This window comes from Neolewinella aurantiaca, from assembly GCF_008014675.1.
In the GTDB taxonomy this organism is placed as follows: Bacteria; Bacteroidota; Bacteroidia; order Chitinophagales; family Saprospiraceae; genus Neolewinella; species Neolewinella aurantiaca.
The window spans coordinates 32,696-56,630 of sequence record NZ_VOXD01000020.1 but is presented as its reverse complement, the minus strand read 5'-3'; the positions used below and the strand labels follow the sequence as shown (position 1 = coordinate 56,630).

21 protein-coding genes are annotated in these 23,935 nt (G+C 52.6%); 14 read left to right on the top strand and 7 right to left on the bottom strand.

The window, feature by feature from the left end:
- Nucleotides 1-120 precede the first annotated feature (120 nt).
- Complete coding sequence (gene trmB, locus FUA23_RS13655; RefSeq protein WP_147931309.1) at nt 121-867, top strand: tRNA (guanosine(46)-N7)-methyltransferase TrmB; 747 nt, start codon at nt 121-123, stop codon at nt 865-867.
- A 126-nt stretch (nt 868-993) separates the two neighbouring features.
- On the opposite strand, the gene FUA23_RS13650 is transcribed toward trmB, so the two are convergent.
- Together FUA23_RS13650 and FUA23_RS13645 are read right to left on the bottom strand one after the other, a co-directional pair.
- Nucleotides 994-3,204: a DUF5916 domain-containing protein gene (locus tag FUA23_RS13650; protein ID WP_147931308.1), complete on the bottom strand. Its 2,211-nt coding sequence runs from the start codon at nt 3,202-3,204 to the stop codon at nt 994-996.
- Nucleotides 3,205-3,597: 393 nt separating this feature from the next.
- Nucleotides 3,598-4,425: an NAD(P)-binding domain-containing protein gene (locus tag FUA23_RS13645; protein WP_147931307.1), complete on the bottom strand. Its 828-nt coding sequence runs from the start codon at nt 4,423-4,425 to the stop codon at nt 3,598-3,600.
- A 690-nt stretch (nt 4,426-5,115) separates the two neighbouring features.
- Between FUA23_RS13645 and secA the strand changes: the two genes are divergently transcribed.
- The 8 genes from secA to FUA23_RS13610 all read left to right on the top strand — a co-directional run bounded on the left by secA (nt 5,116) and on the right by FUA23_RS13610 (nt 14,747).
- A complete protein-coding gene (secA, locus tag FUA23_RS13640; protein ID WP_147931306.1) occupies nt 5,116-8,433 on the top strand; it encodes a preprotein translocase subunit SecA in 3,318 nt (1,105 codons plus the stop codon).
- Nucleotides 8,434-8,822: 389 nt separating this feature from the next.
- A complete protein-coding gene (gene deoC, locus FUA23_RS13635) occupies nt 8,823-9,455 on the top strand; it encodes a deoxyribose-phosphate aldolase (RefSeq protein ID WP_147931305.1) in 633 nt (210 codons plus the stop codon).
- A 17-nt stretch (nt 9,456-9,472) separates the two neighbouring features.
- Nucleotides 9,473-9,877: an SPOR domain-containing protein gene (locus tag FUA23_RS13630; protein ID WP_147931304.1), complete on the top strand. Its 405-nt coding sequence runs from the start codon at nt 9,473-9,475 to the stop codon at nt 9,875-9,877.
- A gap of 90 nt (nt 9,878-9,967) precedes the next feature.
- A complete protein-coding gene (rodA, locus tag FUA23_RS13625) occupies nt 9,968-11,374 on the top strand; it encodes a rod shape-determining protein RodA (protein WP_147931303.1) in 1,407 nt (468 codons plus the stop codon).
- Between the two features lie 173 nt (nt 11,375-11,547).
- Nucleotides 11,548-12,111 (top strand): RNA polymerase sigma factor, encoded by a 564-nt coding sequence (locus FUA23_RS13620; RefSeq protein ID WP_147931302.1) that lies wholly within the window; start codon nt 11,548-11,550, stop codon nt 12,109-12,111.
- Between the two features lie 7 nt (nt 12,112-12,118).
- Entirely contained in the window at nt 12,119-12,841 is a 723-nt protein-coding gene (locus FUA23_RS22320; protein WP_187271023.1) for an anti-sigma factor, read from the top strand.
- Nucleotides 12,831-14,003 carry a DUF4097 family beta strand repeat-containing protein gene (locus FUA23_RS13615; protein ID WP_187271022.1) on the top strand — a complete coding sequence of 391 codons (1,173 nt, stop codon included), beginning with the start codon at nt 12,831-12,833 and terminating at the stop codon, nt 14,001-14,003. Before FUA23_RS22320 ends, FUA23_RS13615 begins: the two co-directional genes overlap by 11 nt.
- Nucleotides 14,004-14,252: 249 nt before the next feature.
- Entirely contained in the window at nt 14,253-14,747 is a 495-nt protein-coding gene (locus tag FUA23_RS13610) for a hypothetical protein (RefSeq protein WP_147931300.1), read from the top strand.
- A gap of 145 nt (nt 14,748-14,892) precedes the next feature.
- On the opposite strand, the gene FUA23_RS13605 is transcribed toward FUA23_RS13610, so the two are convergent.
- The gene (locus tag FUA23_RS13605) at nt 14,893-15,477 is read right to left on the bottom strand and encodes a thymidine kinase (protein WP_147931299.1); all 585 of its coding nucleotides are present in this window, start codon (nt 15,475-15,477) and stop codon (nt 14,893-14,895) included.
- Nucleotides 15,478-15,648: 171 nt separating this feature from the next.
- Here FUA23_RS13605 and FUA23_RS22315 point away from each other — a divergent pair, with 171 nt between their 5' ends.
- Genes FUA23_RS22315 through FUA23_RS13585 form a run of 3 tightly spaced genes read left to right on the top strand, consistent with a single transcriptional unit; the run spans nt 15,649 to nt 18,254 of the window.
- A complete protein-coding gene (locus FUA23_RS22315; protein WP_187271021.1) occupies nt 15,649-16,341 on the top strand; it encodes a hypothetical protein in 693 nt (230 codons plus the stop codon).
- Nucleotides 16,334-17,812, top strand: coding sequence for a DUF1499 domain-containing protein (locus FUA23_RS13590; RefSeq protein ID WP_147931296.1), 1,479 nt, complete (start codon nt 16,334-16,336; stop codon nt 17,810-17,812). Before FUA23_RS22315 ends, FUA23_RS13590 begins: the two co-directional genes overlap by 8 nt.
- Nucleotides 17,802-18,254: a ribonuclease P protein component gene (locus FUA23_RS13585; RefSeq protein WP_147931295.1), complete on the top strand. Its 453-nt coding sequence runs from the start codon at nt 17,802-17,804 to the stop codon at nt 18,252-18,254. Before FUA23_RS13590 ends, FUA23_RS13585 begins: the two co-directional genes overlap by 11 nt.
- A 17-nt stretch (nt 18,255-18,271) precedes the next feature.
- Here the strand turns inward: FUA23_RS13585 and FUA23_RS13580 are convergent, their stop codons facing one another.
- The 3 genes from FUA23_RS13580 to FUA23_RS13570 all read right to left on the bottom strand — a co-directional run bounded on the left by FUA23_RS13580 (nt 18,272) and on the right by FUA23_RS13570 (nt 21,246).
- Nucleotides 18,272-18,487 carry a hypothetical protein gene (locus tag FUA23_RS13580; protein ID WP_147931294.1) on the bottom strand — a complete coding sequence of 72 codons (216 nt, stop codon included), beginning with the start codon at nt 18,485-18,487 and terminating at the stop codon, nt 18,272-18,274.
- A 102-nt stretch (nt 18,488-18,589) separates the two neighbouring features.
- Complete coding sequence (locus FUA23_RS13575; protein WP_147931293.1) at nt 18,590-19,837, bottom strand: dipeptidase; 1,248 nt, start codon at nt 19,835-19,837, stop codon at nt 18,590-18,592.
- A gap of 62 nt (nt 19,838-19,899) precedes the next feature.
- Nucleotides 19,900-21,246: a TrkH family potassium uptake protein gene (locus FUA23_RS13570; protein WP_147931292.1), complete on the bottom strand. Its 1,347-nt coding sequence runs from the start codon at nt 21,244-21,246 to the stop codon at nt 19,900-19,902.
- 140 nt (nt 21,247-21,386) lie between these two features.
- Between FUA23_RS13570 and FUA23_RS13565 the strand changes: the two genes are divergently transcribed.
- Together FUA23_RS13565 and FUA23_RS13560 are read left to right on the top strand one after the other, a co-directional pair.
- Nucleotides 21,387-21,875 carry a hypothetical protein gene (locus FUA23_RS13565; RefSeq protein WP_147931291.1) on the top strand — a complete coding sequence of 163 codons (489 nt, stop codon included), beginning with the start codon at nt 21,387-21,389 and terminating at the stop codon, nt 21,873-21,875.
- 295 nt (nt 21,876-22,170) lie between these two features.
- The gene (locus FUA23_RS13560; protein ID WP_147931290.1) at nt 22,171-22,632 is read left to right on the top strand and encodes a hypothetical protein; all 462 of its coding nucleotides are present in this window, start codon (nt 22,171-22,173) and stop codon (nt 22,630-22,632) included.
- Nucleotides 22,633-22,713: 81 nt separating this feature from the next.
- Here the strand turns inward: FUA23_RS13560 and FUA23_RS13555 are convergent, their stop codons facing one another.
- Entirely contained in the window at nt 22,714-23,778 is a 1,065-nt protein-coding gene (locus tag FUA23_RS13555) for a VWA domain-containing protein (protein WP_246144219.1), read from the bottom strand.
- Nucleotides 23,779-23,935 lie beyond the last annotated feature (157 nt).

Here is a 23,935-nt window from a genome sequence, read left to right as displayed (position 1 = left end):
GCTGGTGGATTCGTTCGTATTTTGGGTCGTCGGTAATTTGATCCGTCAGCTTGTTTTTGCGCTAAGCCAACAAACTAACGCATCAACGAACTAACTTTGCGCCCCCAAAGCTACAATTCCATGGCCACCCGCAACAAACTGCAGAAATTCGCGGAGATTCTCCAACTCCCCAACGTCTACGAAAATTTCGACCCCCGCAACCCGGAACTGGTTGGCGAGGGAGGACTCCCCGTCGACCGCAAAGGCAACTGGGCCCAGGGGCACTTCGGCAACGACAACCCGATCACACTCGAACTCGCCTGTGGCCGCGGAGAATACACCGTAGACCTTGCCGGCCAGTACCCTGACCGGAGCTTCATTGGTGTAGACATCAAAGGAGCCCGCATCTGGAAAGGTGCCAAAATTGCCATTGAACGTAAGCTGGAAAACGCCGCTTTCCTCCGTACTCGTATCGAGATCATCTCCACCTTCTTCGCCCCCGGCGAGGTGGATGAGATATGGATCACCTTCCCCGATCCCTTCCTCAAGAAGGGTAAAGAGAACCGCCGCCTCACCGCTGCGCGCTACCTGAAGCAATACCGTCACATTCTGAAGCCCGGCGGCCTCGTCCACCTGAAAACAGATAGTCGTGAACTCTACGAATGGACCCAGGAAACCTTCGCCGAGCAACCCGCCGTTGAAGTGCTTTACCACGATCACGACATCTACAGCAAGCCACTTCCCATCCCTGAACTGAGCACGGAAACGTACTACGAGAAATTACACAAAGGCCTGGGTAAAACGATTACCTACACTCAGTTCCGGTTCGGTCCCGAAGACGTAGAAATTATCGGTGGTAAAGGGGTACCCGGGCAGGAGTTGAAGTAGAGAGAAGGTAGTTCGTAGCTGATAGTGCTGCCGCAGGCACTATTTACGGCGCTTCGCTTGCTCATTTTAGATGAGGGAGGCGGAATGAACTATTTGTGCTCCGTTCGGAGGACAGCTCCTCCACCGTTAAATATTCAGCCAGTAAGTAGCCTTAGCGACGAGTGACCGGTTCCGTGCCGTCCAGCCGAGGGTATCGTAATTGTCGGTATAAACCAGAAAGAAATCGGATACCGGCGCAAAGCGCCACTGCAAACGAGCGTTCAGGTTGAAGTTGTTCAGCTGTTCGTTGTATTGTAGGAAAGTGGTCAGGAAAACAGACTTGCTGAAGGTGAGGTCGATGCGCGGGCCAACGAGAAAAAGAGCCGTACTGGCGTAAGGCTCCGGCAAGTCGATGTACTGGTAGTTGAAACGCAGGTTGATTGCCCCGAACGGCTGATAACGGTAGACCAGTCCGCCGCCAACACCATAACTGTAACCGTTGAAGAACTCTCCGACATCGGCCCCGAAACTGGAGCTGAATTTCTTACGCTCATCGCTTTCGTAATCCACACCAACCCGCCAGTAACCGTAATCGCGGCGACCAGGTAACGGGGTCGCGCTCGTTCGGGTGGGGTCAAATGCATCGAACAGGTAAATGTTCTGAAAACCGGCTCCGAAGGATAGCCTTCTGGTGTTGGCGTACTGCCAGCCGTAGCTGATATCGTAATTGTAATCGGTGATTCCGTCTCCCGGCTGAGAAAAAGCACGCACCTCGATGGAGGGGCCTTTCTGGACCACATTAGGGTTATCGGGATAATCGATGCGTTCAGCTTCAACCGCTGCGGTGAAAAAGCCTTTGCGCGGAACGAAACCGACTTCGGCTTTATACTCCTCCCCTACGTAAGCATGGGTATAACCAACGTTCCAGTGGCGCTCCCGGAACTCCAGCGAGAGGCCGTGGACGTAGTCGTCGCCGTTGTCCTTGTCGGAGAAGCTTCGGTGCAGGAAGGTCTTCCCGTTCCATTTATTGTCTTTTGTCGCCAGGTTGAAATCGATGCCCGCTACCCGGTTAAAATTAGAGTTGGTCTCAGTAGAATCCGTGAATTTGCCAAAATTCTGCTTGTTGACGAAGATTCCGCCAAGGGCGGAACGTGCTCCGACTTTACGTTGAGTAGCCGCTACAGTATAGTTGTAGCTCGGTAACCCCTGATCGAAGTTAGGAGCCGTCTGCATATTGAGCAGGCCGATGCGGTAATCGTCGTTGGCCTTGCCGCTCAGGCGGGCACCGTAGTAGATAGGATTTTGAATCGCAACGCCGGTGGTCGTATCCCGCGTAACTCCTATTCTGCGGCTGAAGAAAGGGTTCGTATCTTCGAAGCCGAAGGAGCTGAACAAGTCTGCATTCTCCAGGAAGAATTGCCGGCGTTCCGGGAAAAACACTTCGAAGCGGGTGGTATTAATCACCTGCGCATCGACCTCGACCTGGCTGAAGTCGGGGTTGACGGTAAGGTCGAGGTTGAGGCCCGATCCGATGCCGACTTTCGCGTCTCCGCCCACGTCACCGTCCCATTGCACCTGCGTCCCCGCCTCGTAATCTTTTACGAAATTACCGCCAACGTAAGGGATCACCGTCAGGTTGCCTCCGCGCGCCTTAGGCGCGCCCCCGATAAAGTCGATCGTCCCCATGTAAGCCAGGCTCATGATGATCTGATTCTGCGGAATATGGTGCCAGGTAGAGCGGGTATTCGACTGGGTATCGAAGCGATAAGAGTTGAAATACCACTGCGGGTCACCGTCCGGAAACCGCAGGCTCGTGAACGGGATAATGAGCTCGGCCGACCAGTAGTTGTCTCCGATGTAGCTCTCGCCTCTCCACTTATTGTCCCATTCATCCCGGAAGTCGCCACCGCTTTCGCCACCGTTGTAAATGAGTGCTTCGCGGGTTACGCCCAGGGGATTCATTCCAAAGACGATGGCGTTGGTTTTGTCTTTGAACGGATTAAAAAGAAAGGTCAGGTTGTCGTTGCCACCGGCGCTGTAATCCCGGCGCAGACTGGGGATGACGAAGTCTTTGCCCCGAACGTAGCATTTGGCGGCAACGTAAAGATTATCGTCGTCGTAGCCGAAGTAGATTTCGGTCTGGTCTTGAGCCAGGGACGTATCGGAGGGGAAGGTTTCCCAAAACCCCGTTGCGGGTTTGCTCGCTTTCCAGACCGACTCGTCGGGGTTACCATCTAACGTAATACCGTTGGGTATTCGGACAGCAGTAGATGAAGGTGCGATGGTTGGATCACCGGAATTAAGCTGGGCTGAGAGCAAAATCGGGAACATTGCAATCAGTATCAGGGTAAGTCTCACAGTTAAAAATTCTTTGGTAGCGGGCGTAATACAAAGCGTGAAAGTTAGCAACAAAAATTGCTGACGGCCTAATATCGGACCGCCCCCCGGCCAAAAACCTGTTTAAACGCAGAGTACGCCTCAAAAAAAAGTGTCGCCCCCCGGAGTGGGGAGCGACACAAATAATTCTAACACACTGTTATTGGGGGGATCACTTTGGTTCGTAGTTATTTCTGGACACGCTGTAAAATCTAAAATCTGTTCGTGGGATTACGCTGAAAACCTGTGCAAGTGTTGCTTGTGGGATTATCTCTTTCAGTTTCCTTTTTAAGACTGTGTTTGTTTGTAGCCTGAATCTTTGTTGAATACACACTTATGACGGCACTCCTGAAAAAAGGTAACATCCCTGTATCGTTAAGAAAGGCTTAAGGCCTTAATATCCAAATCATCCCAGCCTGGTTCCCACCCACGAGCCCTCAGTTTAGAGGAGTCGACAATTTTACCCTCGGCACCGCCGGGAGTGCTTCCTGCTACCTCCAACCCCAGTAATTCAGCGGCAGCGGTATAGAAATCTCCTTTAGCGGGATGACTGCCGGAACAAACGTTATATACCACCGGGAATTTCTCGTTGTTGCTCAGACAAAGTTTTACCGCAGAGATGACATCCTTGCGGTGCACCAGATTAACGGGAGAGTCGGCCTGCGGGATTTTCCGGTTCCTGCCGCCATAAAAGCGGCCCGGATGACGATCTGAAGCCACCAGCCCTGCCAACCGGAGTACAATAAGCGGACACCCCGTACCAGCCAGCCATTCCTCGGCCCTGCAAACTGCTTGGGCAGAAAACGTTTCCGGCTTCGTCAAAGCGCTTTCCGCAACCACTCCCGTCTGCTCTCCGTAAACGCCGGTCGAACTGGTGTAGATAATCGCTGGCCCATGGGGGGAACTCAGCCAGGGAGACAACGACTCCAGACGCTGCAGATAAATGCTTTCGGCATCGGGGCCCAGTTTCCGCCCTCCGGGTGGAAGGGTGATAATCAAAACTTCACAGCGTTCCATAAATCCTTGCGGAACAGACTGCGGTAAATCAATGGCAAAAGCCTCCGCGCCAGCGTCGCGGATATCAGATAAGGTCTTCTCGTTTCGGGAACTGCCTTTTACGTGATGCCCGTCGGAAACGAGCGACTTCAATAACGGCAGGCCTAGCCAGCCACAACCGAGGACAGATATATTCAGCTTCTTCATCCAGCAAAGTTAGGCACAGGCTAAAAAGAGAACACCCGACAGCATCTAAACGCAAAAAAATGACAAATAGCCAAACGGAGAAAATAATAATCAAATAAGTTGTTTGCTTTTCAATTAAAAACTATCTTTGTGTAGCAAACAATTGATAGCAAACACTCCATAATTTCTCAGCTAATAAAGATCTGACCCTTTTATTCTGTACATGTTTTGAGTGAGTTTTTAGTCATCAGCGGAGGAGCGGGCATGCTCCTCCGCCTTTTCGCTTACACCACTTCCTGACGACGAAGCCTTTAAAGTTGTATTCCATTTTTGCAACCTTCTAGGGGGCCCCCTGGCCTGAGACGGTCAGGGGTTTTCTTTTGGCTGCGCACAAAACTGTCGCTTCGTTTCACCTGTTAATGACCTTGCGCTCCAAGTTGTCAGGTTTGGCGACAAAAGCATGACATATTGTCTACACTTAGCCTCCGGCCCGATATTAGCGCATCTTGCGTTGGCTGCGGTATCTTTGCAGTCTTAAAAAAATCGACGCGGAACTTTTCCGCCCGGTGATTTCGCGAAATCTGAAGCGGCCAGTATACATCAGGACGTTATTTTTTCGAGGTTCCGAATCAGTTTTGGAACCACCTTATTCCTTCTCGGGAATTTGTGGCGCGGACGCAGGTGCAAAGGATTCGTTTTAAATAGCAAGCTATGTTTAAGAAGATGCTCGGCAAAATTTTCGGCAATAAGCAGGACCGTGATGTCGCCAACTACATGCCTATTGTTGAAGAGATCAATAGAGTTTACGCCACGCTGTCGGCGATTTCGAACGATGAACTCCGCAACCGGACCCATACTTTCCGCACCCGGATTGCTGAGCATCTGTCCGAAATAGATGCGTCCATCGCGCGCTTGAAGGAAGAAGCTCAAACCGAGGACAGCTTCCGAGAGGTAGATAATATTTATAAAGAGATTGACAGCCTTAAGGAACAGCGCGATAAAGAGCTTGAGGTTGTTCTCAAAGAAATTCTGCCCGAAGCCTTTGCTACCGTCAAAGAAGCGGCCCGCCGCCTTACCGAACAGGGCGAACTAAGGGTAACCGCTACGCAGGCCGACCGCGACCTTGCCGCAAATCCTAAAAAAGACCATATCACCATTGATGGCGACGAAGCCGTCTACTCCAATACATGGACGGCGGCCGGCGGCGAAATCGTCTGGAAGATGGTTCACTACGATGTACAGCTCATCGGTGGTATTGCGCTCCACGAAGGTAAAATATCCGAGATGCAGACCGGTGAGGGTAAAACCCTGGTTGCCACGCTGCCCGCTTACCTTAACGGACTGAGTGGCCAGGGTGTCCACGTTATTACCGTCAATGACTACCTCGCCCGGCGGGATGCTGAATGGATCGGCCCTCTTATGGAGTTTCTCCAGCTCAGCATTAGCTGTATCGATTACTTCCGTCCCCACAGTCCGGAACGGAAGCTCGCTTACAAGTCTGACATCACCTACGGAACCAACAATGAATTTGGCTTCGATTACCTGCGCGATAATATGGTGCGCAGCCAGGACGACAAAGTTCAGGGCAAGCACCACTACGCCATGATCGATGAGGTAGACTCTGTCCTGATCGACGATGCCCGTACGCCACTCATAATCTCCGGCCCGGTAACCGGCAATGCCGACGATAAAGACTACGAAGAGCTCAAGCCTACCATCGAAACCCTCGTTGCTGCGCAGCAAAAACTTGCCAACAAATTCCTCACCGAGGCCAAAAAGCTTTTCAAAGAAGGCTACGTTGGTGTAGAGGAAGGCGAAGCAGGGCTTCCTCTTCTCCGTGCGCATCGTGCGATGCCCAAAAGTCGTCCCCTCATCAAGTTCCTCTCCGAAGAAGGAACAAAGGTGATGCTTCAGAAGGCCGACAACACCTACATGGCCGAGAACAATAAACGGATGGGAGAAGTCGACGCAGAATTGCTCTTCACCATCGATGAAAAGAACCGCCAGGTAGACCTTACCGATCGTGGCGTAGCCTTTCTCAGCAAATACAACGACGACCCTAACTTCTTCGTCATGAACAGCCTGGCTGATGATATGGCCGCGGTAGATAAAGACCCCAACCTTTCGGACGAGGAAAAAGTACTGGCCAAAAACAAAATCAGTCAGGACTTCAGCGTCAAGTCGAAACGCCTTCATGCCATCCACCAACTCCTCAAGGCGTACACCCTCTTCGAGCGCGAAAGCGAATACGTCGTGATGGAAGGTCAGGTAAAGATCGTAGACGAACAAACCGGCCGGATGATGGAAGGCCGCCGCTACTCCGATGGTCTCCACCAGGCCCTGGAAGCCAAAGAAAACGTGAAGGTTGGCGAGATCACCCAGACCTACGCGACGGTGACCCTGCAAAACTTCTTCCGGATGTACCACAAGCTGGCCGGCATGACCGGTACGGCAGAAACGGAAGCCGGAGAATTCTGGGATATCTACAAACTCGACGTAGTAGTTATTCCTACCAACCGTCCTATCCAACGCGACGACCGCAACGACCTCATCTACAAAACCGAGCGGGAGAAGTACAACGCTGTAATCGAAGATGTCAAAAAGCTCGTTGCGCAGGGCCGTCCTGTACTGGTCGGTACCACCACCGTTGAAATCAGTGAAAAACTAAGCCGCGTACTGCAAGCAAGCGGCATCGACCACAATGTCCTCAACGCCAAGCAGCACCAGCGCGAGGCCGACATCGTTGCCGAAGCCGGTCGCCCGGGTAAAGTCACCATCGCCACCAACATGGCCGGTCGTGGTACGGATATCAAACTGTCTAAGGAAGTCATCGATGCCGGCGGACTCGCCATCATCGGTACCGAACGGCACGATAGCCGGAGGGTAGACCGCCAGTTGCGCGGCCGTGCCGGCCGCCAGGGAGACCCCGGATCCAGCCAGTTCTATGTATCTCTCGAAGACAAACTGATGCGTTACTTCCAGAGCGAGCGAATCGCTAAATGGATGGACCGCGCCGGCCACCAGGAAGGCGACGTCATCCAGGCGGGTATCGTTACCAAGTCTATCGAGAATGCCCAGAAAAAAGTGGAAGAGAACGCTTTCGGAACCCGTAAGCGCCTTCTGGAGTATGATGACGTAATGAACATCCAGCGTGAAGCCATCTACCGCAAACGCAACAATGCACTTAGCGGTGAGCGTCTCAGTCTGGACCTCAATACGATGTTCGAAGGTTTGATCGACGACATCGTTTACGTCTCCAAGCAGAATAACGATTACGACAATTTCCGCTTCGAAGTACAACGTCTCCTCGGTTTCGACACCAGCATCCAGGCCCCTGACTTCAACGAAACCAGGGATGTGAACAGCCTTGCGGATCGTCTTCTCGAAGAGTTCCAGGGTTTCTACCAACGCAAAATGCTGCTGCTGGTCGATCGTGTTATGCCGACAATTCGTCGGGTTCACGAAGAACAGCCCGGTCGCTACAAGCGCATCATCATTCCATTTACCGATGGTAGCACACATCCTTTCGTTATCACAGCCGACATCGAAAAGGCCCTCGAAAGCAACGGTCGCAGTATCATCTCTGACATCGAGAAAACGGTTACACTTGCCATCATCGATGATCACTGGAAGGAGCACCTCCGTTCTATGGACGAACTGAAGACCGCTACTTCGCTCGCCTCTTTCGAGCAGAAAGACCCTCTGGTCGTTTACAAGATGGAGGCTTACAAGCTATTCGAAGGCCTTATCCGGATGACGAACGAAAAGACCACAACGTACCTCGCCACCGGTGATTTGGTACTGGCCGAACCAGAAGACGTACAGGAAGCCCGTGCACCGAAAAAGGTTCAGGCTCCCCCCACTTCGACGAACCGTAGCCAGGAAGAGCAAGCTGCCCGCCGGGCAGCTGAAGGCGTAAGCAAGCCGCAAAAGGTAGAAACCTTCCAGCGTGACGGAGCCAAAACCAAACGAAACGATATGTGTCCTTGTGGTAGCGGCAAAAAATTCAAGCACTGTCACGGTAAGTAATCGCTACTTAGGCACTGTTCTGTTAATCGGGGCTGGTCGGAATACGACCAGCCCCGATTGCGTATCCGGCTGCCGTTTCATGCACCACAAGTACGTTAAGCACATTCTGACAGACCTCGTTTACCTTTCGCCTTCTTTCTTTGGCCTGTTATTTCGGAGCAAAGCAGTCTGCCGACGGCGATATGAAAAAAATATAAGGGCTAAAGCTCATAGCTTGCTGTATATTGCAGCCGTTCGCCGGGGTTTTAATCCCCCCAGTTGTCATGTTCCTTCCCGACGAACGAATTTGTGATCGTATATTTATTAAGTCTCTCCGATAAAAATCTCATTTTTAGAAGACCTGAACTTTGTTATTTTTGGAACTGCTTCTGGGCTGCAAGATCTTACCCTTGAATAAGTTTATTGACCACACCTACCTGGCTCCCGACTGTACCTCAGCTACTGTAGACCGAATATGTGCAGAAGCTGTAGCCAGTGGCTTCTACGCTGTCTGCATACCACCTTTCTTCGTTGGTCAGGCTGCCAGAGCACTGTCCGGAACCGGCGTGAAATTGGCAACCGTTGTAGCGTTTCCCTACGGTTACGCCGAAACTGCGATAAAGGTCCAGGAAATTCGCAGAGCGATGGAAGAAGGAGCCGACGAACTCGACATCGTAATTAACATCGCTGCGGTTAAATCTCAGGACTGGGCCTACGTCACTCAAGACCTGACGGCGGTAGCAACTACCGCCAGGCTCAAGGGCAAGGTGAGCAAAATCATCATCGAGATGAGCGAACTGACGGCAGTCGAGAAAGACCGCATCATCGCTATCTGTAACGACATCAAGCCGACCTTTGTGAAGACCTCCACGGGAACCAAAGGCGGAGCCACAGTAGAGGATGTTCGCTACCTTCGTGCTAACTTGCACCCTGACATCAAAATAAAGGCCAGCGGTGGTATTCGGAACAAGCAGAGTGCTCAGGCGTTGATTGAAGCAGGAGCTGACCGTATTGGTACCTCTTCCGGCTTGTCGATTATTTAAACAAAATACAATCTGCTATGCAGCGCTTCTCCGCTCTTTTGCTCTACACCCTGATCTTCTGTTACGCAGGCAGCCTTTCTGCCCAGAACATTACCGTAAAAACGGAACCGGGCATCGATGCACTAATGGAACTGTTCCAAACCGAGAATGAGTCGGAGACCAAAGTCGATGGCTGGCGCGTACAGATTCTTGCCACTACCGACCGCAACCGGCTAAACACCGTAGAAAGCGAATTCAAGGTAAACTACCCAAGTGTTCCCGTAGACTGGGTCCACACCAAGCCTTACTATAAATTGCGGGCCGGAGCATTCCAAACCAAGCAGGAAGCTGAACGCCTCAAATACACCCTGGGGCGGCAGTTTGAAGGCGTTTACCTGGTGAAAGACAAAGTCGGCAAGAACGAGCTACTGCGGATGTACTAAGACAGGCCGGATTCCTGATTGCAGAGCGTACCCTGTGTCGCTGCAATCTGTCACCATCTGCCTGCGTTCTGTTTTCTGCATTCCAGCTCCATGTCCCTAAAAATAGTCCGGAACGATTTCCCTACGGTGGTTTTGTATATCTTTCTCGTTACGGCGGGAATGCTGATGCTGTATTCCGTAGGCCGTCCGCCCGATGGATACAACTGGGACATTCCGGAAATGCTGGGTTCTTTCATGGGCAAGCAATTCATCTGGCTCCTCATATCCGTAGCGGCCTGGTTTATTGTCCATCATTTCATAGACCGCGATATATGGGTCAAAGGCTCATATCCTATTTACGGGATTACCCTTTTGATGCTTTTGCTGGTCCTTATTTTCGGCAAAGAAATCAACAACGCCCGCTCCTGGTTCAGCATTGCTGGTTTCACCTTTCAGCCAAGTGAACTTGCCAAATTCGGAGCTGCCCTTGCCATGGCGGCCTTTCTCAGCCAGTGGAGCGAAAAACTCAACAGTATCGGGTCTGTAGGCAGCGGATTGCTCATCATGGCGCTTCCTGCCGGACTGATCATGCTGCAGCCCGACCCCGGATCAGCCCTCGTATTCGGTTCTTTCCTGCTGGTGATGTACCGCGAGGGACTCTCTCCCCTCATCCTGATGCTGGGAATTTTTACGGCCACTATGTTCCTGATCGGTATTCTGTTTCCCACTACCCTACTGGCCGGAGGACTATTGGGCCTGCTGCTCATCATCATGGCACTATCCGTTCCCCGCAGGTTGCGCCTCTGGCTGGCGGGGACCATCGTGCTCCTTGCCGCCTCGGTCTATGCTTACACCATCGGGGTAGGCTGGCTCGTGCTTTTGGCGCTTTTCCTTGCTTTTTGCGCGGCCTCCACCTACCATGTTTTACGCCAGAACATACGGTTGGTTATGCTGTCTTTCGGAGCCTTATTCTGGGGAGTGTTGATTGCATTTGCGGCCAACTTCACCTTCAATAACGTACTGAGGCCACACCAGCAGGACCGTATCGATGCCTGGCTGAGGCCGACGGGCATGAGCGAGCAGGGTGCTCTCTACAACATAACCCAGTCTAAGCTTGCCATTGCCGCAGGAGGGCTTTCCGGCAGAGGGCTGGAGGACGGGACGATCACCAAGTACGACTACGTCCCGGAACAAGAGACAGACTTTATCTTCAGCGCGGTGGGCGAGTCTCAGGGGTTCATCGGTTCGGCAGTCATCATCCTTGCCTTTATGGCTTTGCTCTGGCGCATCAGCGTCATCGCCGAGCGGCAAAAACGGACGTTCGCCCGGGCTTATGCCTACGGTGTCGCGGGCATTATCCTTATCCACATGCTTGTCAACATAGGTATGACGATGGGCCTCATGCCCGTCATCGGCATCCCGTTACCCTTCATTTCCAAGGGAGGTTCATCTTTGCTTAGTTTTACGGTCATGATTGCGGTGCTCGTTAAACTCGACCGGCACCGGGTAGATGTATAAGCATGAACTGCCGGCGATACGGCCATCGGCATCCGGCAGGTTGACCGGGGCGCGAACACTGGTGCAAAGAAAGTTTTGAGAGGGGTGTGCAACCCTGCCATAACGGCTTCGTCTCTACCCATGAATCAAGCAACGAACAAGTCCCCGTGGGAGCACAGCCAATCATATTAACCATGCCAACCGCCGCCGACTACCGCGACACACACCGCGAACTCGTCCTGGGCTGCCAGCGTAAAGACCGAACTTCCCAGCGGAAGCTTTACGGTCATTACGCCAAGCCGATGTATAACGTCTGCCTGCGGATGTTGCGTCACGCTCATGACGCCGAAGATGTACTTCAGGTCGCATTTGTAGACATTTTCGGGAAGATCGACACCTTCAACTTCGATGCTTCCATCTCCGCATGGATCAAACGCATCGTGATCAACCGGTGTATCGACCACCTGAAGAAGAGAAGGCTCCTTACCACAGACCTGGACACCAACCGTCACGACTCGGCCGTCGAAGAATGCGACCCTGCACCTGCGTTCAGCGCCCAGAAAACGTCGGTAGAACAAATCAAAAAAGCCACAAGGCAACTGAGCGAAGGCTATCGCGTTGTTTTGTCTCTCTACCTTTTCGAAGGTTACGACCACGAAGAAATATCGCAAATTCTCGGCATCAGTGTCGGGACGAGCAAAAGCCAGTATTCCCGCGCCCGCAAGCGCCTGGCAGCCTTATTAAACGATCAAAATTAATCCTCCCATGCCTACCGATAAGCTCGAGGATTTCATCCTCAACAACCGCGAACATTTCGACGACGAAAACCCACCCGCAGATCTTTGGAGCCGTATTGACGACGCTCTGAACTCAGGCGGCGACGAGACCGACCCGCTCGAAAGCTTCATCGCCACCAACCGGGATGCCTTTGATGACGTAACGCCTCCCCCTCGCCTCGAAGGCCGCATCTTCGCAAGCATGGATCAGGCCGGCGCGACCCCGATGGCCCCGGCTTCGGAGCCAGCCGCTCCCCGCCTGAAAGCCGTCCGCGGCCGCCGGCAAACCCTGCGTTTGCTCGGCATCGCAGCCTCTTTCCTGGTGCTGATATTTGCAGCGTTCACGATTGGCAGCCAACAGGGGTACCGGACCGCCGAAGAGGAAGCACTTGCGACAGAACTTCGTCAGATCAGCCCTGAACTGGTCGAAACAGAAACTTACTACCGCTCGGAAATCGCCGCCCAGTTTACTAAGGTGGACATGATGAACGATGACCCTCAGCTGCGCAAAGACCTTGCCGCGATTGATGCGGCAACCAACGAAATCCGGGCTAATTTGCTCGAAGTACCCGTCTCTCAGCGTGCCGCTCTCGTTGATAAGCTCATCGAGACATACCGTACCAAACTTAATATTTTACTACGAATTCAGGAGCATCTTCCTTCTTCCAGCGCTCCAGCTTCTACTACTCAACAACAAAACAATGAACTTTAATTTTCTAACCTTTCTCTTGCCGGTGCTTGCCTTTGTGCTACCGGTAAGCCTGGGCGCAGCCGGCCACCCTCCGACTCCGGATCAGGACTTCGAAAAAACCTTCTCGGAAACATTTTCAGTGAACGGCAGCGGAGACGTACGCCTTACCAATCGCTACGGCGACATCCGGGTGGAAACCTGGGACCGCAACGAAGTCAAAATCGACGTCCGGGTAAAAGTTTCCGCTAACGATCGCGAAGACGCCGACCGTACATTCGACCGGATCGAAATCAGTTTTTCCGGCGGGGCAAATACCGCGACGGCCATCACCAGCATCAGCAACGGAAAAACCAGCAGTAAGGGCATCATCCGTTCCATCATCGACGGAGAATGGCCATCCTGGAGCAACTCCGGCGGCTCCAACGATTTCAAAGTTCATTACACCGTGAAGATGCCAGCTTCGACCAGCCTGGAAACCGACGCCAAATACTGTGATGTGATGCTACCCGACCTGAGTGGTAATACCCGCCTGACCGTCGGCTACGGAGATCTCGTAGCCGGAGACCTCACCGGCAGCAATGAAATCAGCGTCAGCTACGGCTCCGCAAGAATAGACGAGTTGGGCGAAAACAGTTCCTTCCGGGTCCGCTATTGCGATGGCAACACCATCCGGAGAGCAGCAGACCTGCGCTATGATGGCCGTTACAGCGAAACCGAAATCGGAACCGTGGACCGCCTCCGCGTCGATGCTGGCTACGAGGACATGGAGGTTCGGCAGGCCAGAGAAATCCGCTTCGACGGAAACTACAACGACCTTGTGGTCGAGCGGGTGGAACGCATCTTTCTCGATGGTAATTACTCCGACGTAGAGATCAACGAAGTAACCAAAGAGCTCGAAGTAGATGCCTCTTACGGCGACCTGGAAATTGACGAGTTGGCCGCGGGCTTCGAACGGGTTTACATCCGGGTAAACTACATCGACGTAGACCTCGACATCGATGACGACGCCGGCTACGAACTCGACCTGCGTACCCGCTACGGGAGCATCGACTTCAGTGGCCGCAATGCAACTTTCGACCGCGATAAAAGCGGAAGCTCCCAAAGCCTGACCGGACACAAGAAAGGCACGGGATCCGGCCGGGTGGACATCTCAACGAGCTACGGAGATATCGACATCCACTAAACCGCAGGAAATAATCGGGATTGGGCCCGGTTACCAAAGGCAAAAAAATGCTGAGAGGACCGAACCTGATACAAACGGGCGATTTCTTCGTGCCCGTAACGTGAGCGCTTTCCAGCAACTCATTTTCTGGCGCGTCCGCAGGTGCAAACAGAGGTTTTAAGAAGAGCCGGGTCAGGGCGCAAGTATTCATGCTCAGGCAATGAACCCTTGGCCCGGCAAAAGCTTTCTTAAAGGTAAACAAACCAACCTATGCGTTACCTCACATTACTTTTCGTTTTCACCCTCGCTTTCACCTCCTGCGGAGAAGACACCGCAGCTGCAGAAAAAGCAGCTACCGAAGCTGCTCATGCATCTCAACAGACGGCCTATGACGCCATGATGGCAGGCCACGACCGGGTAATGCCCATGATGGGCAAAATCACCGCCGCCCAGAAAGCCATCACCGCCCAGCTCGAAGCTCCTGATCTGGACCCCGGCAAAAAAGACCTGCTGGAGGCCACTTACGAGCAACTCGAAGATACCAACGACGGTATGATGGAATGGATGGGCAACCTCAAATCTCTGGATGACCTCCGTGGCAGCATGGACAACGAAGCCATCATCACTTACATCAAGCAGGAGGCTGCTGACATTGCCAAAGTAGAAACGGCCACTAACGCAGCGCTGGGCGCTGCCGCTGAGCTGTTGGGCGACCACGCCGGACACAGCCACAGTGACGGAGACGATCACGGGCATAAACACTAGCCCACTAGTCCCTTGTCAAGCACAGAAAGTAGTGGGTAGTTGGTAGAAGATAATGCTGCCGGGATAGCCGCTCGCATCATATGGTGCGTAGCGCATAGCAAGACAGTATAACACCTTGTTTTCTACCAACTACCTACAATCTTTCCTACTTAAGGTCCAGGATATTCCCCATTCCGTAGCACCTCCGGCAGCGGGCTTCATAAAGGTCCGTTTCACCCAAAACAACCGTATCCTGGCTCTGGGTTTTACGGTAAGAATGGGTGGCCAGTGCTCCGCAGTGCGAGCAAATGGCGTGTACCTTAGTGATGTATTCGGCTACTGCCAGTAACTGGCAGATGGGGCCGAAGGGCTTTCCCCTGAAATCCATGTCGAGACCGGCGATCACGATGCGCTTGCCCCGGTTAGCAAGTTCGATGACGTGATCGACTACAGCATCTTCAAAAAACTGTGCCTCATCGAGGCCGACAACGGTAACGTCTTCGGAGACCCCGAGCAATTTGCTTGTATCAGAAATAGGGGTAGCCAGCAAAGAATTACTGTCGTGAGATACGACTTTCGATTCGCCGTAGCGGGTATCGATTTTAGGCTTGAAGATTTCTACTTTTTGCCCGGCTATGCGTGCGCGCTTCAGCCGACGGATTAATTCTTCTGTTTTTCCGGAAAACATACTTCCGCAGATAACTTCTATCCATCCGCTGCGTTGACCGCTAAAATGAGGCTCCAGAAACATGAATTGGTATTTTGGTTCGTTGGTACTTTGATTCTTCAGATATGTTCACGCGGAGTAATGGCAACCAGAATACCCTTTAAATCGGCACGTAATTTTATCTTCGCCCAAAAGTAACAACCTCCGGCCGCTCCAACGTACCCAAATACCAACGAACTAAAATACAACCTTCCCATGTCCCAGTCTTCCGCCGACCGTCTGATAAGCCGCATTACTGCGTTGCACAAAAGTCTCCAGCTCGACGATGGGGGTAAACTCTCCGCTATGGAGCGCGACTTAATGCTCGGCTACTTGCGGGAGCTCTACGAATTGTACGCCGATCAGGGTACGGGAAGAACAACGCCCCCAACCCCAAAAACAGTAACACCACCTGTGCCCGACGCCACTCCTCCGGCTCCGGCGCCCGCGCCGCCGCCCGTTGTAAAGGTCGAAAAACCGGTTGTCGTTCCTCCACCAGCCCCGAAACCAGCCCCGGCACCTGCGCCCGCGCCCACTCCTCCGCCAGCTCCGGTCGAGCAAATCCCCCGCCCCGTTCCAGCTCCTGAGCCAGTGGTAAACACGACCCCTTCCGGTCCCGTCAAAGAACTTTTTGCGGAAGATCCTCATGCCAACCCGTTTGGCCGCCAGCCACTGAAGGACCTCACCAAATCACTCACCATCAACAACCGGGTCTTGTTTACCAGAGACCTCTTTGGCGGCGACAACGAATTGCTTAATACCACCCTGCGCACACTGAACGTTTCCGGATCGATGCCCGCCGCACAGCCCGTGCTCGAAAGCCTCGCCCGCCGGTTCAACTGGATGGAAGAAGACAAAAAAGAAACCGCTCGTGAGTTCATCGAATTAGTCCGCCGCCGTTATGCTTAAGACCAGCCTGAAAATTGTTCTCGCCCTTGCTCTGGCCTTCATCGCCTACCTCTTCTGGCAAGCCGAAACTTCAAAATCCGTAAGCCCCGCCGTTCTGCAAACAGAAGCCGAGGCCGACGAAGCCGACGTAACCACCATTGCATTTGGCAGTTGTAACCGTCAGGACCTCCCCCAGGATTACTGGCCCGTGATTGGTGCACATAAGCCCGATGTATGGCTCTGGCTTGGAGACATCATCTACGCCGACCGTTACGGCATCGAAGGTATCCCGGAACAGTACGACATCCAGAAAAAAGCTCCGGAATACGCCAGTTTTATCGGTAACACTGAACTCGTTTACGGTATCTACGACGATCACGACTACGGGATGAACGATGGGGGCAAAGAGTACGAACACCGTGCTGCTGCCCGCGACCATTTGCTCGAGTTCCTCGACGTACCCGCCGATGCGGCGGTCCGTCAGCGCGAAGGTGGCTACCAGAGCTACATCGTAGGAGAAGGTGACCGCACCGTTAAAGTGATTCTGCTCGATAGTCGTTACTTCCGCGACGCCGTGGTGGCGCCAACCGAGGATGGCCACCGTTACGGCCAGAATAAAACGGGTGACATCCTGGGCGAAGCTCAATGGGCCTGGTTCGAAAACGAGTTGCGCAGCAACGACGCCTCCGCTCACATCATCGCCAGCAGTATCCAGGTATTACCCGAGGAGCACGGCTACGAAAAATGGGCCAATTTCCCCGCCGCACGCAAACGTATTCTTGCTCTTCTCAATACCACCCGCCCCAACCTTCCCCTTCTGATCAGCGGAGACCGCCACATCGCGGAAATCAGCCAGGTAAACGTAGGGGACTACCCCGTTTACGAAGTAACCTCAAGCGGGCTTACCCATTCCTACGAAGCAGCGAAGGAGGAAAATGCGTACAGGATCAGTCCACTCATCGGGGTAAAGAACTACGGACTGTTGCATTACGTTTGGTCTGACGAAGGCCCGGAACTCCTGGCCGAAGTAAGAGGTATTGATGACGACAAGCTACTGGCTACCCTCAGCCTGAATCAGGACCTTGCCGCCGCCGACAAAGAAGCCCTGTCTAAAACAATTTACGCTAATTCCAGTATGCCAACCGAACTGAAGCCCTGCCCACAAAGCCCCAATTGCGTTTCTACCCAAACCGATCAGGAAGCTAAAAAGCGCGACCCGATCCCTTACATCGGCTCTACTTCCGACGCCAAGTTGCGCCTGATGAAAGCCATCGACGGCATGAAGCGTACCCGCCTCAAAACAGAAACCGACAATTACCTCCACTACACTTTCAAAACGTGGCCCATCCCTTTCATCGACGACGTTGAGTTCCTCTTCGACGAAGAGGCAAAGCTCATTCACTACCGCAGTGCCAGCCGGGTTGGACACAGCGACCTCGGAGCAAACGCCAAACGTATGGACAAAGTAGTGAAAGCCTTCAATGCTGAATAAAACAATCCTTCGTTCCGGCCCGTACCAGAACAATAAACCGGCACCTATTTTGTCTTATAAATTTTATAGTCAGGAGCGGCTTAAGTCTCGCAAGGAGATCGGTCGGCTCTTTGGGAAAGGCGCACGCTCGGCTACGGCTTATCCTATTCGGGTTGCCTTCGGAGAAACAGAAGAAGTACGCGGAACCTTCCCGTTCCAGGCCGGCTTTGTGGTCCCGAAACGCCGCTTCAAAAAAGCGGCAGCCCGCAACCGGATCAAACGTTTGATGCGGGAAGCCTACCGATTGAATAAGCATTTGATCGGGGCGCACACCGAACCGGGGATAATTCCTGAACGCCAGTTTGCACTGATGTTTATTTACACGGGCAAAGAAGAGATGCCCTATAAATATGTGGAAAGAAAGATGATCAAAGTCCTGGAGAAATTCGCAAAGCAGGTATAGCGATATTCCCGGCAGGTTCACTTTTCTTTCATGAAGATCATGGCGTAAAGGCAGGCCAGCAAACCAGGTACCGTCAGCGTCCACCCAAAGCTTTTCCAAAAGCGAGACTTCGGGACAGAAGAAAGCATCTCCAGTTCAACACTGAAAACAACCAATAAACCAACACCGGTAAATAACAGACCTAAACCGAGGAGCTGTCGCTTCTTCATTGGTGGACATAATTTTTCTTGCATGTTAACAGGGGGTTGAATTTCAGATGGGCTAAACAAGGAGAACGGGCGAGGGGCTGCCTCCCGACAAGTGAAAGCCTGAAGCACAGCTCCCCGCCCGTTACCTTACTTCGCCTTAGCTGCGGCCTCGACCGCTTTCCAGACGCGGATAACGTTGCCCGAGCAGATTTTCTCGATATCCTCATCCGCATAACCACGCTTCAGCAGCGTGTAGATCAGGTTAGGGAAATCAGATACGTCTTTCAGGCCGGTAGGAAGGGAGTCTCCCACACCGTCGAAGTCGGAGCCTAAGCCTACGTGATCGATGCCTGCGAGTTTCACTACACGGTCGATGTGATCGGCGACCATTTCAAGGTCGGAGTAAAGGGTAGGAAATTCTTTCTCGAAGGCCTCCTGCATCTCGTCGGTGCCTTCGTCCCCGTACTTCATATCTTTTGCGGCGAGGCGTTCCATGAAAACGCCGCGGAGACTGTCCTGGCGGGTCCGTAATGCACCATCCAGGAAAGTTGAGCCGAAGTTGATCTGGATGATGCCACCTTCTTCGCCGAGGCGTTTGATCATCTCATCGTCCATATTGCGTTCGAAACCGGGCGTGAAATGGCGTACACTCGAGTGGCTTGCGATCATCGGCACGTCGGTCATTTCCACTACCTGCCAGAAGGTTTTGTCGCTGACGTGGCTGATGTCGACCATGATGCCGACCCGGTTCATTTCTTTCACTACATCACGACCAAAATCGCTCAATCCTCCGTGGGTAGCGGTGGTATCGTAGCTCGAGTCGCAGATCAGGTTGTCCTTGGCGTGGGTGAGGGTGATGTAGCTGATGCCTTTGTCTTTGTACTCCTTCACGCGTTCGATTTTATCCTCGATCGGAGATCCGTTTTCCATACCCATCGGCAGGCTCACGATGCCCGCTTCGAAGTTGGCGACCATTTCGTCGGGGGTGTAGGTAACACGGAATTTATCGGGATGGGCATCGGCGATTCCCTTTACCATCGTGATGAGGCTATCTGCCAGTTTGGGGCTTTCGCCCGGTTCTTCCTGCAGTCTGCTGGGGATGTAGATAGACATAAAGGGAGCATCCAGGCCGCCCTCTTTTGCGCGTACGTAGTCGAAGTCTCCGGCGTCGGTTTCGATGGGTATCCCCAGGTACTCTTTGTCGAGTTTGAAGTTTCTGACTTTGAGGCGGTAGGGCAGGTCTACGTGGCCGTCGGTGATCAGGTATTTCTGGGCCAGCTCGTTGGCATGGGCGCGCATTTCAGCATCGGCATTGGAAGTGTTTTCCGGGGCGCTGCCGCAGGTGCAGAGGAAAAGTCCCAGGAGAGCCAGGAGAGGTAGGTGCGTGAATTTCATTTGGTGAGTGTGTTTTGTAAGATCTACACAAGGTAATGAAAATGTACTCAGCCAGATGGGGCTTACACGGCGATGTCCCCTTCGGAATACTGCTCTTCCTGCTCCTCACCTTTACGCTCCAACAGCGCAAACCCGAAGGTCAGAACGCCTACCCTCCCGATGAACATAATGAGGATAAACATGAGCTTCCCTACCGTGCTCAGCTCGCTGGTAAGGCCAGCGCTCAGGCCTACCGTCCCCAAAGCAGAAGCCACTTCAAACAGGATATAATCAAGTGATGCTTCTTCCGAAAACGAAAGCAGGAACGTGAAGAAGAAGATAAGCGAAGTGTAAAGAATGAAAGTGGAAGTCGCTACGTAGAGGCGTTCGAATGGTATTCTACGGCTAAGGAAAGTTATTTTTTTGTTACCGGTCAGCCGACTTTTGATAATGGCGAGTATTGCCGTCAGAGTTGTGATCTTCATACCTCCGGCCGTGCCGGAAGGAGAGGCCCCGATGTACATCAGGAAAGTAACGAACAGCAACATAGGAAGGGTGAGTGCCCCCGTAGAGATAGTATTAAAGCCCACGGTAGTCATAGCCGTCATGGCCTGAAAAAAGGCGCTCATTGCCGGGTTGGATGTTTCCTGAACCAATGGTTCTGTCAGGTAAACGAGCGCAGTCCCCAGGATGAGCAATAGCGCGAAGCCATAGACGACAATTTTCGTCGTGAAGGAAATCTTTTTCGACCGCCCCGTAAGCCGATACCAGACATCCGTGATCACGATGAAGCCCAATGAACCCGCGATGGCAAGTACGGAGATGATTCCATTCATTAATGCGTTGTCCTGATAGGTCACGAAGCTGTCCTCAAAAAGCCCGAACCCAGCAGTACAGAAGGCAGAAATGCTATGAAAAATACTATACCAAACCGCTTGACCTGCCGCCATACCTGACTGCGTAAAGGCAATATAAAAACAAATGGCGCCCAGCACTTCCATGATTAGCGTAAAGGCGATGGCACTCCTGATAAAATCCTTAACCTTGATTGTATTGGGCATGGTAAACTCCGCACCGATTATTTTTTGATGCCAGGCTGTCATCTTTCGGGTCGTAAAGAGTAAGAAGTAGGTAGTCAGGGTCATGTAGCCGATACCTCCGAGCTGGATCAACCCTGCGACGATTATTTGCCCGGCCAAGTTATACTCAGACATCCCTGCAGTTACCAGGCCAGTTGTAGAAACGGCGGAAGTGGCCGTAAACAGGTTGTCGAGAATAGATATATCTGTGTTATGAAAAACAGGAATCGATAGCATAAGCCATCCGATCAGGGTATAGAGGAAGAACCCCCACACCAGATTCAACTGAGGTGACTTGCTAATCTGAAAACGGTGGTAGGCAACTGATAAGCGCCGGTAGATCTTTTTCATCAACGACTGGAATTTGATAAAATAATGCCGTCTTTAACGAAGAAAAGTAGTCGGTGTTCGGAAGGATGAGCCCCAGTAAAACAGAATTGTGTAAATACCGACATTACCAACCAATTCCGCCAGTAAGCTATCTTTCCGTTATGAGATTGATCACCTTGCTCCTTATTCTATCCTTTGGCACCTGCGTCAGCGCCCAGCGTGTACTCATATTCGAAAAACTCACCGCCTCTAAATCAGACCGGGTCTACGAAGGTGAATACCTCAAATTCAAGATGAAAGGCGATAAGTTCTGGCAGGAAGGCCCCATCCGGGAGATGCGCCCCGACATTCAGGCACTCATCATCAACGACCGCTTTGTTATGCTTGACGAGATCGACACGGTTCACCGAGGGGCGACGGCCGGCGCAGCCGTTGGCTACGGCCTGATGACTTTTGGGGTAGGCTGGTCGTTCTGGAGCCTGGCGGGCAATTATACCGACGGTAACCCACTGACCAAATACGAAAACCGGGACCTGATGATCACCCTCACCTCCGTCGGTACCGGCTTCCTGATCAACAAGCTTCTCGGCCAACGAAAATATAAGACCGGGAAGTACAAGCGCCTGCGGGTGATTGATACTAGTTTTTGATGTCTCCGTACTTTAGAGCATATACACCAAACGCTTTTTAGCTGTGCAGACGGAGTAACGTTTGCGGTCCATTTGCGGGTAAAATCGTTGTAAAAGAACTTCTACTCACGGTAGATAAACCTTCCTGATTTCAAATGTTTTCGGGAAAGAAAAGCGCGATTTATTTTGCCATTACACACACACACACACTAACTTAGTGAAGTAATAGTAATGTGACTAAAGTAATATTACAGCCATTTCACTCCCCCTTTAAATGGGTTTACACTGGCGAATAACCCTTTTTGTTTATAGCATCATGAAAAACCTAATTCTTTTCTTTTCCCTTTTTGCCGTCCTGGCCTGTGAAAAGAACACAGCTCTTCCTACGGATGAAGTTGCGTTACTTCCCGAAGTACAAGCCGAGAGCCCGATGTATTACCTGGCCGAGTATATGGACGTGTTGGGCGCTTTTGACCCCGCTGAGTCAGAAGGAGTTTTGATCAGTTGGCGCACCACCTCAACGGAAGGTGATATGGATATTGAAGTTCGTTCCGTTGACGACATTGACCTCAATGAGTGGAGCTCTGATTCCAACGCCGATGAATCTACAGGTCCTAAAGGAAAAGAATGGGAAGAGCATAAAACCTTTTCCGGTGCAGAAAAAAAGGCGCGTGCCGCAGCGTGGCTGGCAAGTACTTTTGGAGACTGTAGTTGTATCGACACCCGGACGATTATTGCTGGCGGGGATGTAACCATTTACGGAGAATGCTGTGACTGATAAACTCACCTCATCACAGCTTTAGAACCCGCTGATTTGGAACGCCCCGTAGAGACTTCTCTTTATGGGGCGTTTAAATTTTCAGCCTCCGTACAGCGCCTTAGCCAGCACCTCAGCAAATGCCCCCGGCGTACTCGCAAACGGCGTAAGCCCCATTTCCGAAAGCTGAGCCGCCACCTCTTTATCGTACGCCGGCGCGCCCTCATCGCTCAAAGCCAGCAGGGGCAAAAACGTAAGGCCGCTCTGTTGCAGGCGGCGCACACTGGCCAGCATTCCGTCTACCGAGCCCCCTTCAAACAAGTCACTCAACAACACCATCACGGTATCCTGCGGCGCAGAATTGAGTTGCTCGGCGTAGCGCAGGGCCCGGCCAATGTCGGTGCCTCCCCCCAGCTGGATAGCGAAGAGCAGTTCCATCGGGTCGGGCAATTGGTCGGTCAGGTCTACCACGCTCGTATCAAAGGCAATGATGTGGGTTTTCAGCGCAGGAATGCTTGCTAAAATGCACGACAGCACCCCGGCGTAGACCACCGAGGCAGCCATCGACCCCGATTGATCGATCAGCAGAATGACGTGCTTCAGGCCTGTTTTCGAGCGGGAGAGCCCGCGCAGGTTTACCGGTAATACCGTTTTGTACTCCGGCTGGTAGTGCTTCATGTTTACCCGGATGGTCTGGTTCCAGTCGATGTCTTGCGGGCGGGGCCGGCGGTTGCGGTTGTGTTGCCGCTTACGCCCCGAGATGGCCTGCTCGATGGGCCGCTTGAGTTGCTTTTCGATCTGTTTCACCACCTTCATTACTACGGCCCGGGCCGATTCCCGGCTGCGATCGGGCAGCAGGTTCTTCAGGCTCAACAGGGTTCCGATCAGGTGAACGTCGGGTTCAATCGTATCCAACAACTCGGGCTCCAGCAGCATTTGTTTGAGGCCGAGCCGGTCGAGCGCATCACGCTGCAGAAGCTGGACGGTATCGGTCGGGAAATACTTACGGATATCGCCCAGCCAACGGTTTACGTTGGGGCTGGAGTGGCCAAGGCCGCCCTTTCGGTCCTGCTCGGCATAGAGTGCTTCCAGCGTTGCATCCATGCCCGCCAGTGGCCCCGGCAAATCGATAGGTGCATCACCTGGTTGCTCGGCCTTCTGGCCCAATATGAGGCGCCACTTGCGGAGGTGCTCGGCGTCGTCGGTAGTATTTTGATCCTGGTTCGCGATGATTTATTTTCGTTTTAACTTCCCCGGAGAGAAAGAAAGCGCAAGATACAGGCGAATCAGTGTAACCCTCCCGACTAATGTGCCCCTTACAGAC

What these genes read in the sequence shown, in the direction of transcription:
- FUA23_RS13560 (WP_147931290.1), top strand. Translation starts at nt 22,171, where the DNA reads ATGAAAAACCTAATTCTTTTCTTTTCCCTTTTTGCCGTCCTGGCCTGT.
- FUA23_RS13605 (WP_147931299.1), bottom strand. Translation starts at nt 15,477, where the DNA reads ATGTTTCTGGAGCCTCATTTTAGCGGTCAACGCAGCGGATGGATAGAA.
- FUA23_RS22320 (WP_187271023.1), top strand. Translation starts at nt 12,119, where the DNA reads ATGCCTACCGATAAGCTCGAGGATTTCATCCTCAACAACCGCGAACAT.
- FUA23_RS22315 (WP_187271021.1), top strand. Translation starts at nt 15,649, where the DNA reads ATGTCCCAGTCTTCCGCCGACCGTCTGATAAGCCGCATTACTGCGTTG.
- secA (WP_147931306.1), top strand. Translation starts at nt 5,116, where the DNA reads ATGTTTAAGAAGATGCTCGGCAAAATTTTCGGCAATAAGCAGGACCGT.
- FUA23_RS13580 (WP_147931294.1), bottom strand. Translation starts at nt 18,487, where the DNA reads ATGCAAGAAAAATTATGTCCACCAATGAAGAAGCGACAGCTCCTCGGT.
- trmB (WP_147931309.1), top strand. Translation starts at nt 121, where the DNA reads ATGGCCACCCGCAACAAACTGCAGAAATTCGCGGAGATTCTCCAACTC.
- FUA23_RS13615 (WP_187271022.1), top strand. Translation starts at nt 12,831, where the DNA reads ATGAACTTTAATTTTCTAACCTTTCTCTTGCCGGTGCTTGCCTTTGTG.
- FUA23_RS13620 (WP_147931302.1), top strand. Translation starts at nt 11,548, where the DNA reads ATGCCAACCGCCGCCGACTACCGCGACACACACCGCGAACTCGTCCTG.
- FUA23_RS13565 (WP_147931291.1), top strand. Translation starts at nt 21,387, where the DNA reads ATGAGATTGATCACCTTGCTCCTTATTCTATCCTTTGGCACCTGCGTC.
- FUA23_RS13630 (WP_147931304.1), top strand. Translation starts at nt 9,473, where the DNA reads ATGCAGCGCTTCTCCGCTCTTTTGCTCTACACCCTGATCTTCTGTTAC.
- FUA23_RS13575 (WP_147931293.1), bottom strand. Translation starts at nt 19,837, where the DNA reads ATGAAATTCACGCACCTACCTCTCCTGGCTCTCCTGGGACTTTTCCTC.
- FUA23_RS13590 (WP_147931296.1), top strand. Translation starts at nt 16,334, where the DNA reads ATGCTTAAGACCAGCCTGAAAATTGTTCTCGCCCTTGCTCTGGCCTTC.
- FUA23_RS13645 (WP_147931307.1), bottom strand. Translation starts at nt 4,425, where the DNA reads ATGAAGAAGCTGAATATATCTGTCCTCGGTTGTGGCTGGCTAGGCCTG.
- FUA23_RS13570 (WP_147931292.1), bottom strand. Translation starts at nt 21,246, where the DNA reads ATGAAAAAGATCTACCGGCGCTTATCAGTTGCCTACCACCGTTTTCAG.
- rodA (WP_147931303.1), top strand. Translation starts at nt 9,968, where the DNA reads ATGTCCCTAAAAATAGTCCGGAACGATTTCCCTACGGTGGTTTTGTAT.
- FUA23_RS13585 (WP_147931295.1), top strand. Translation starts at nt 17,802, where the DNA reads ATGCTGAATAAAACAATCCTTCGTTCCGGCCCGTACCAGAACAATAAA.
- FUA23_RS13610 (WP_147931300.1), top strand. Translation starts at nt 14,253, where the DNA reads ATGCGTTACCTCACATTACTTTTCGTTTTCACCCTCGCTTTCACCTCC.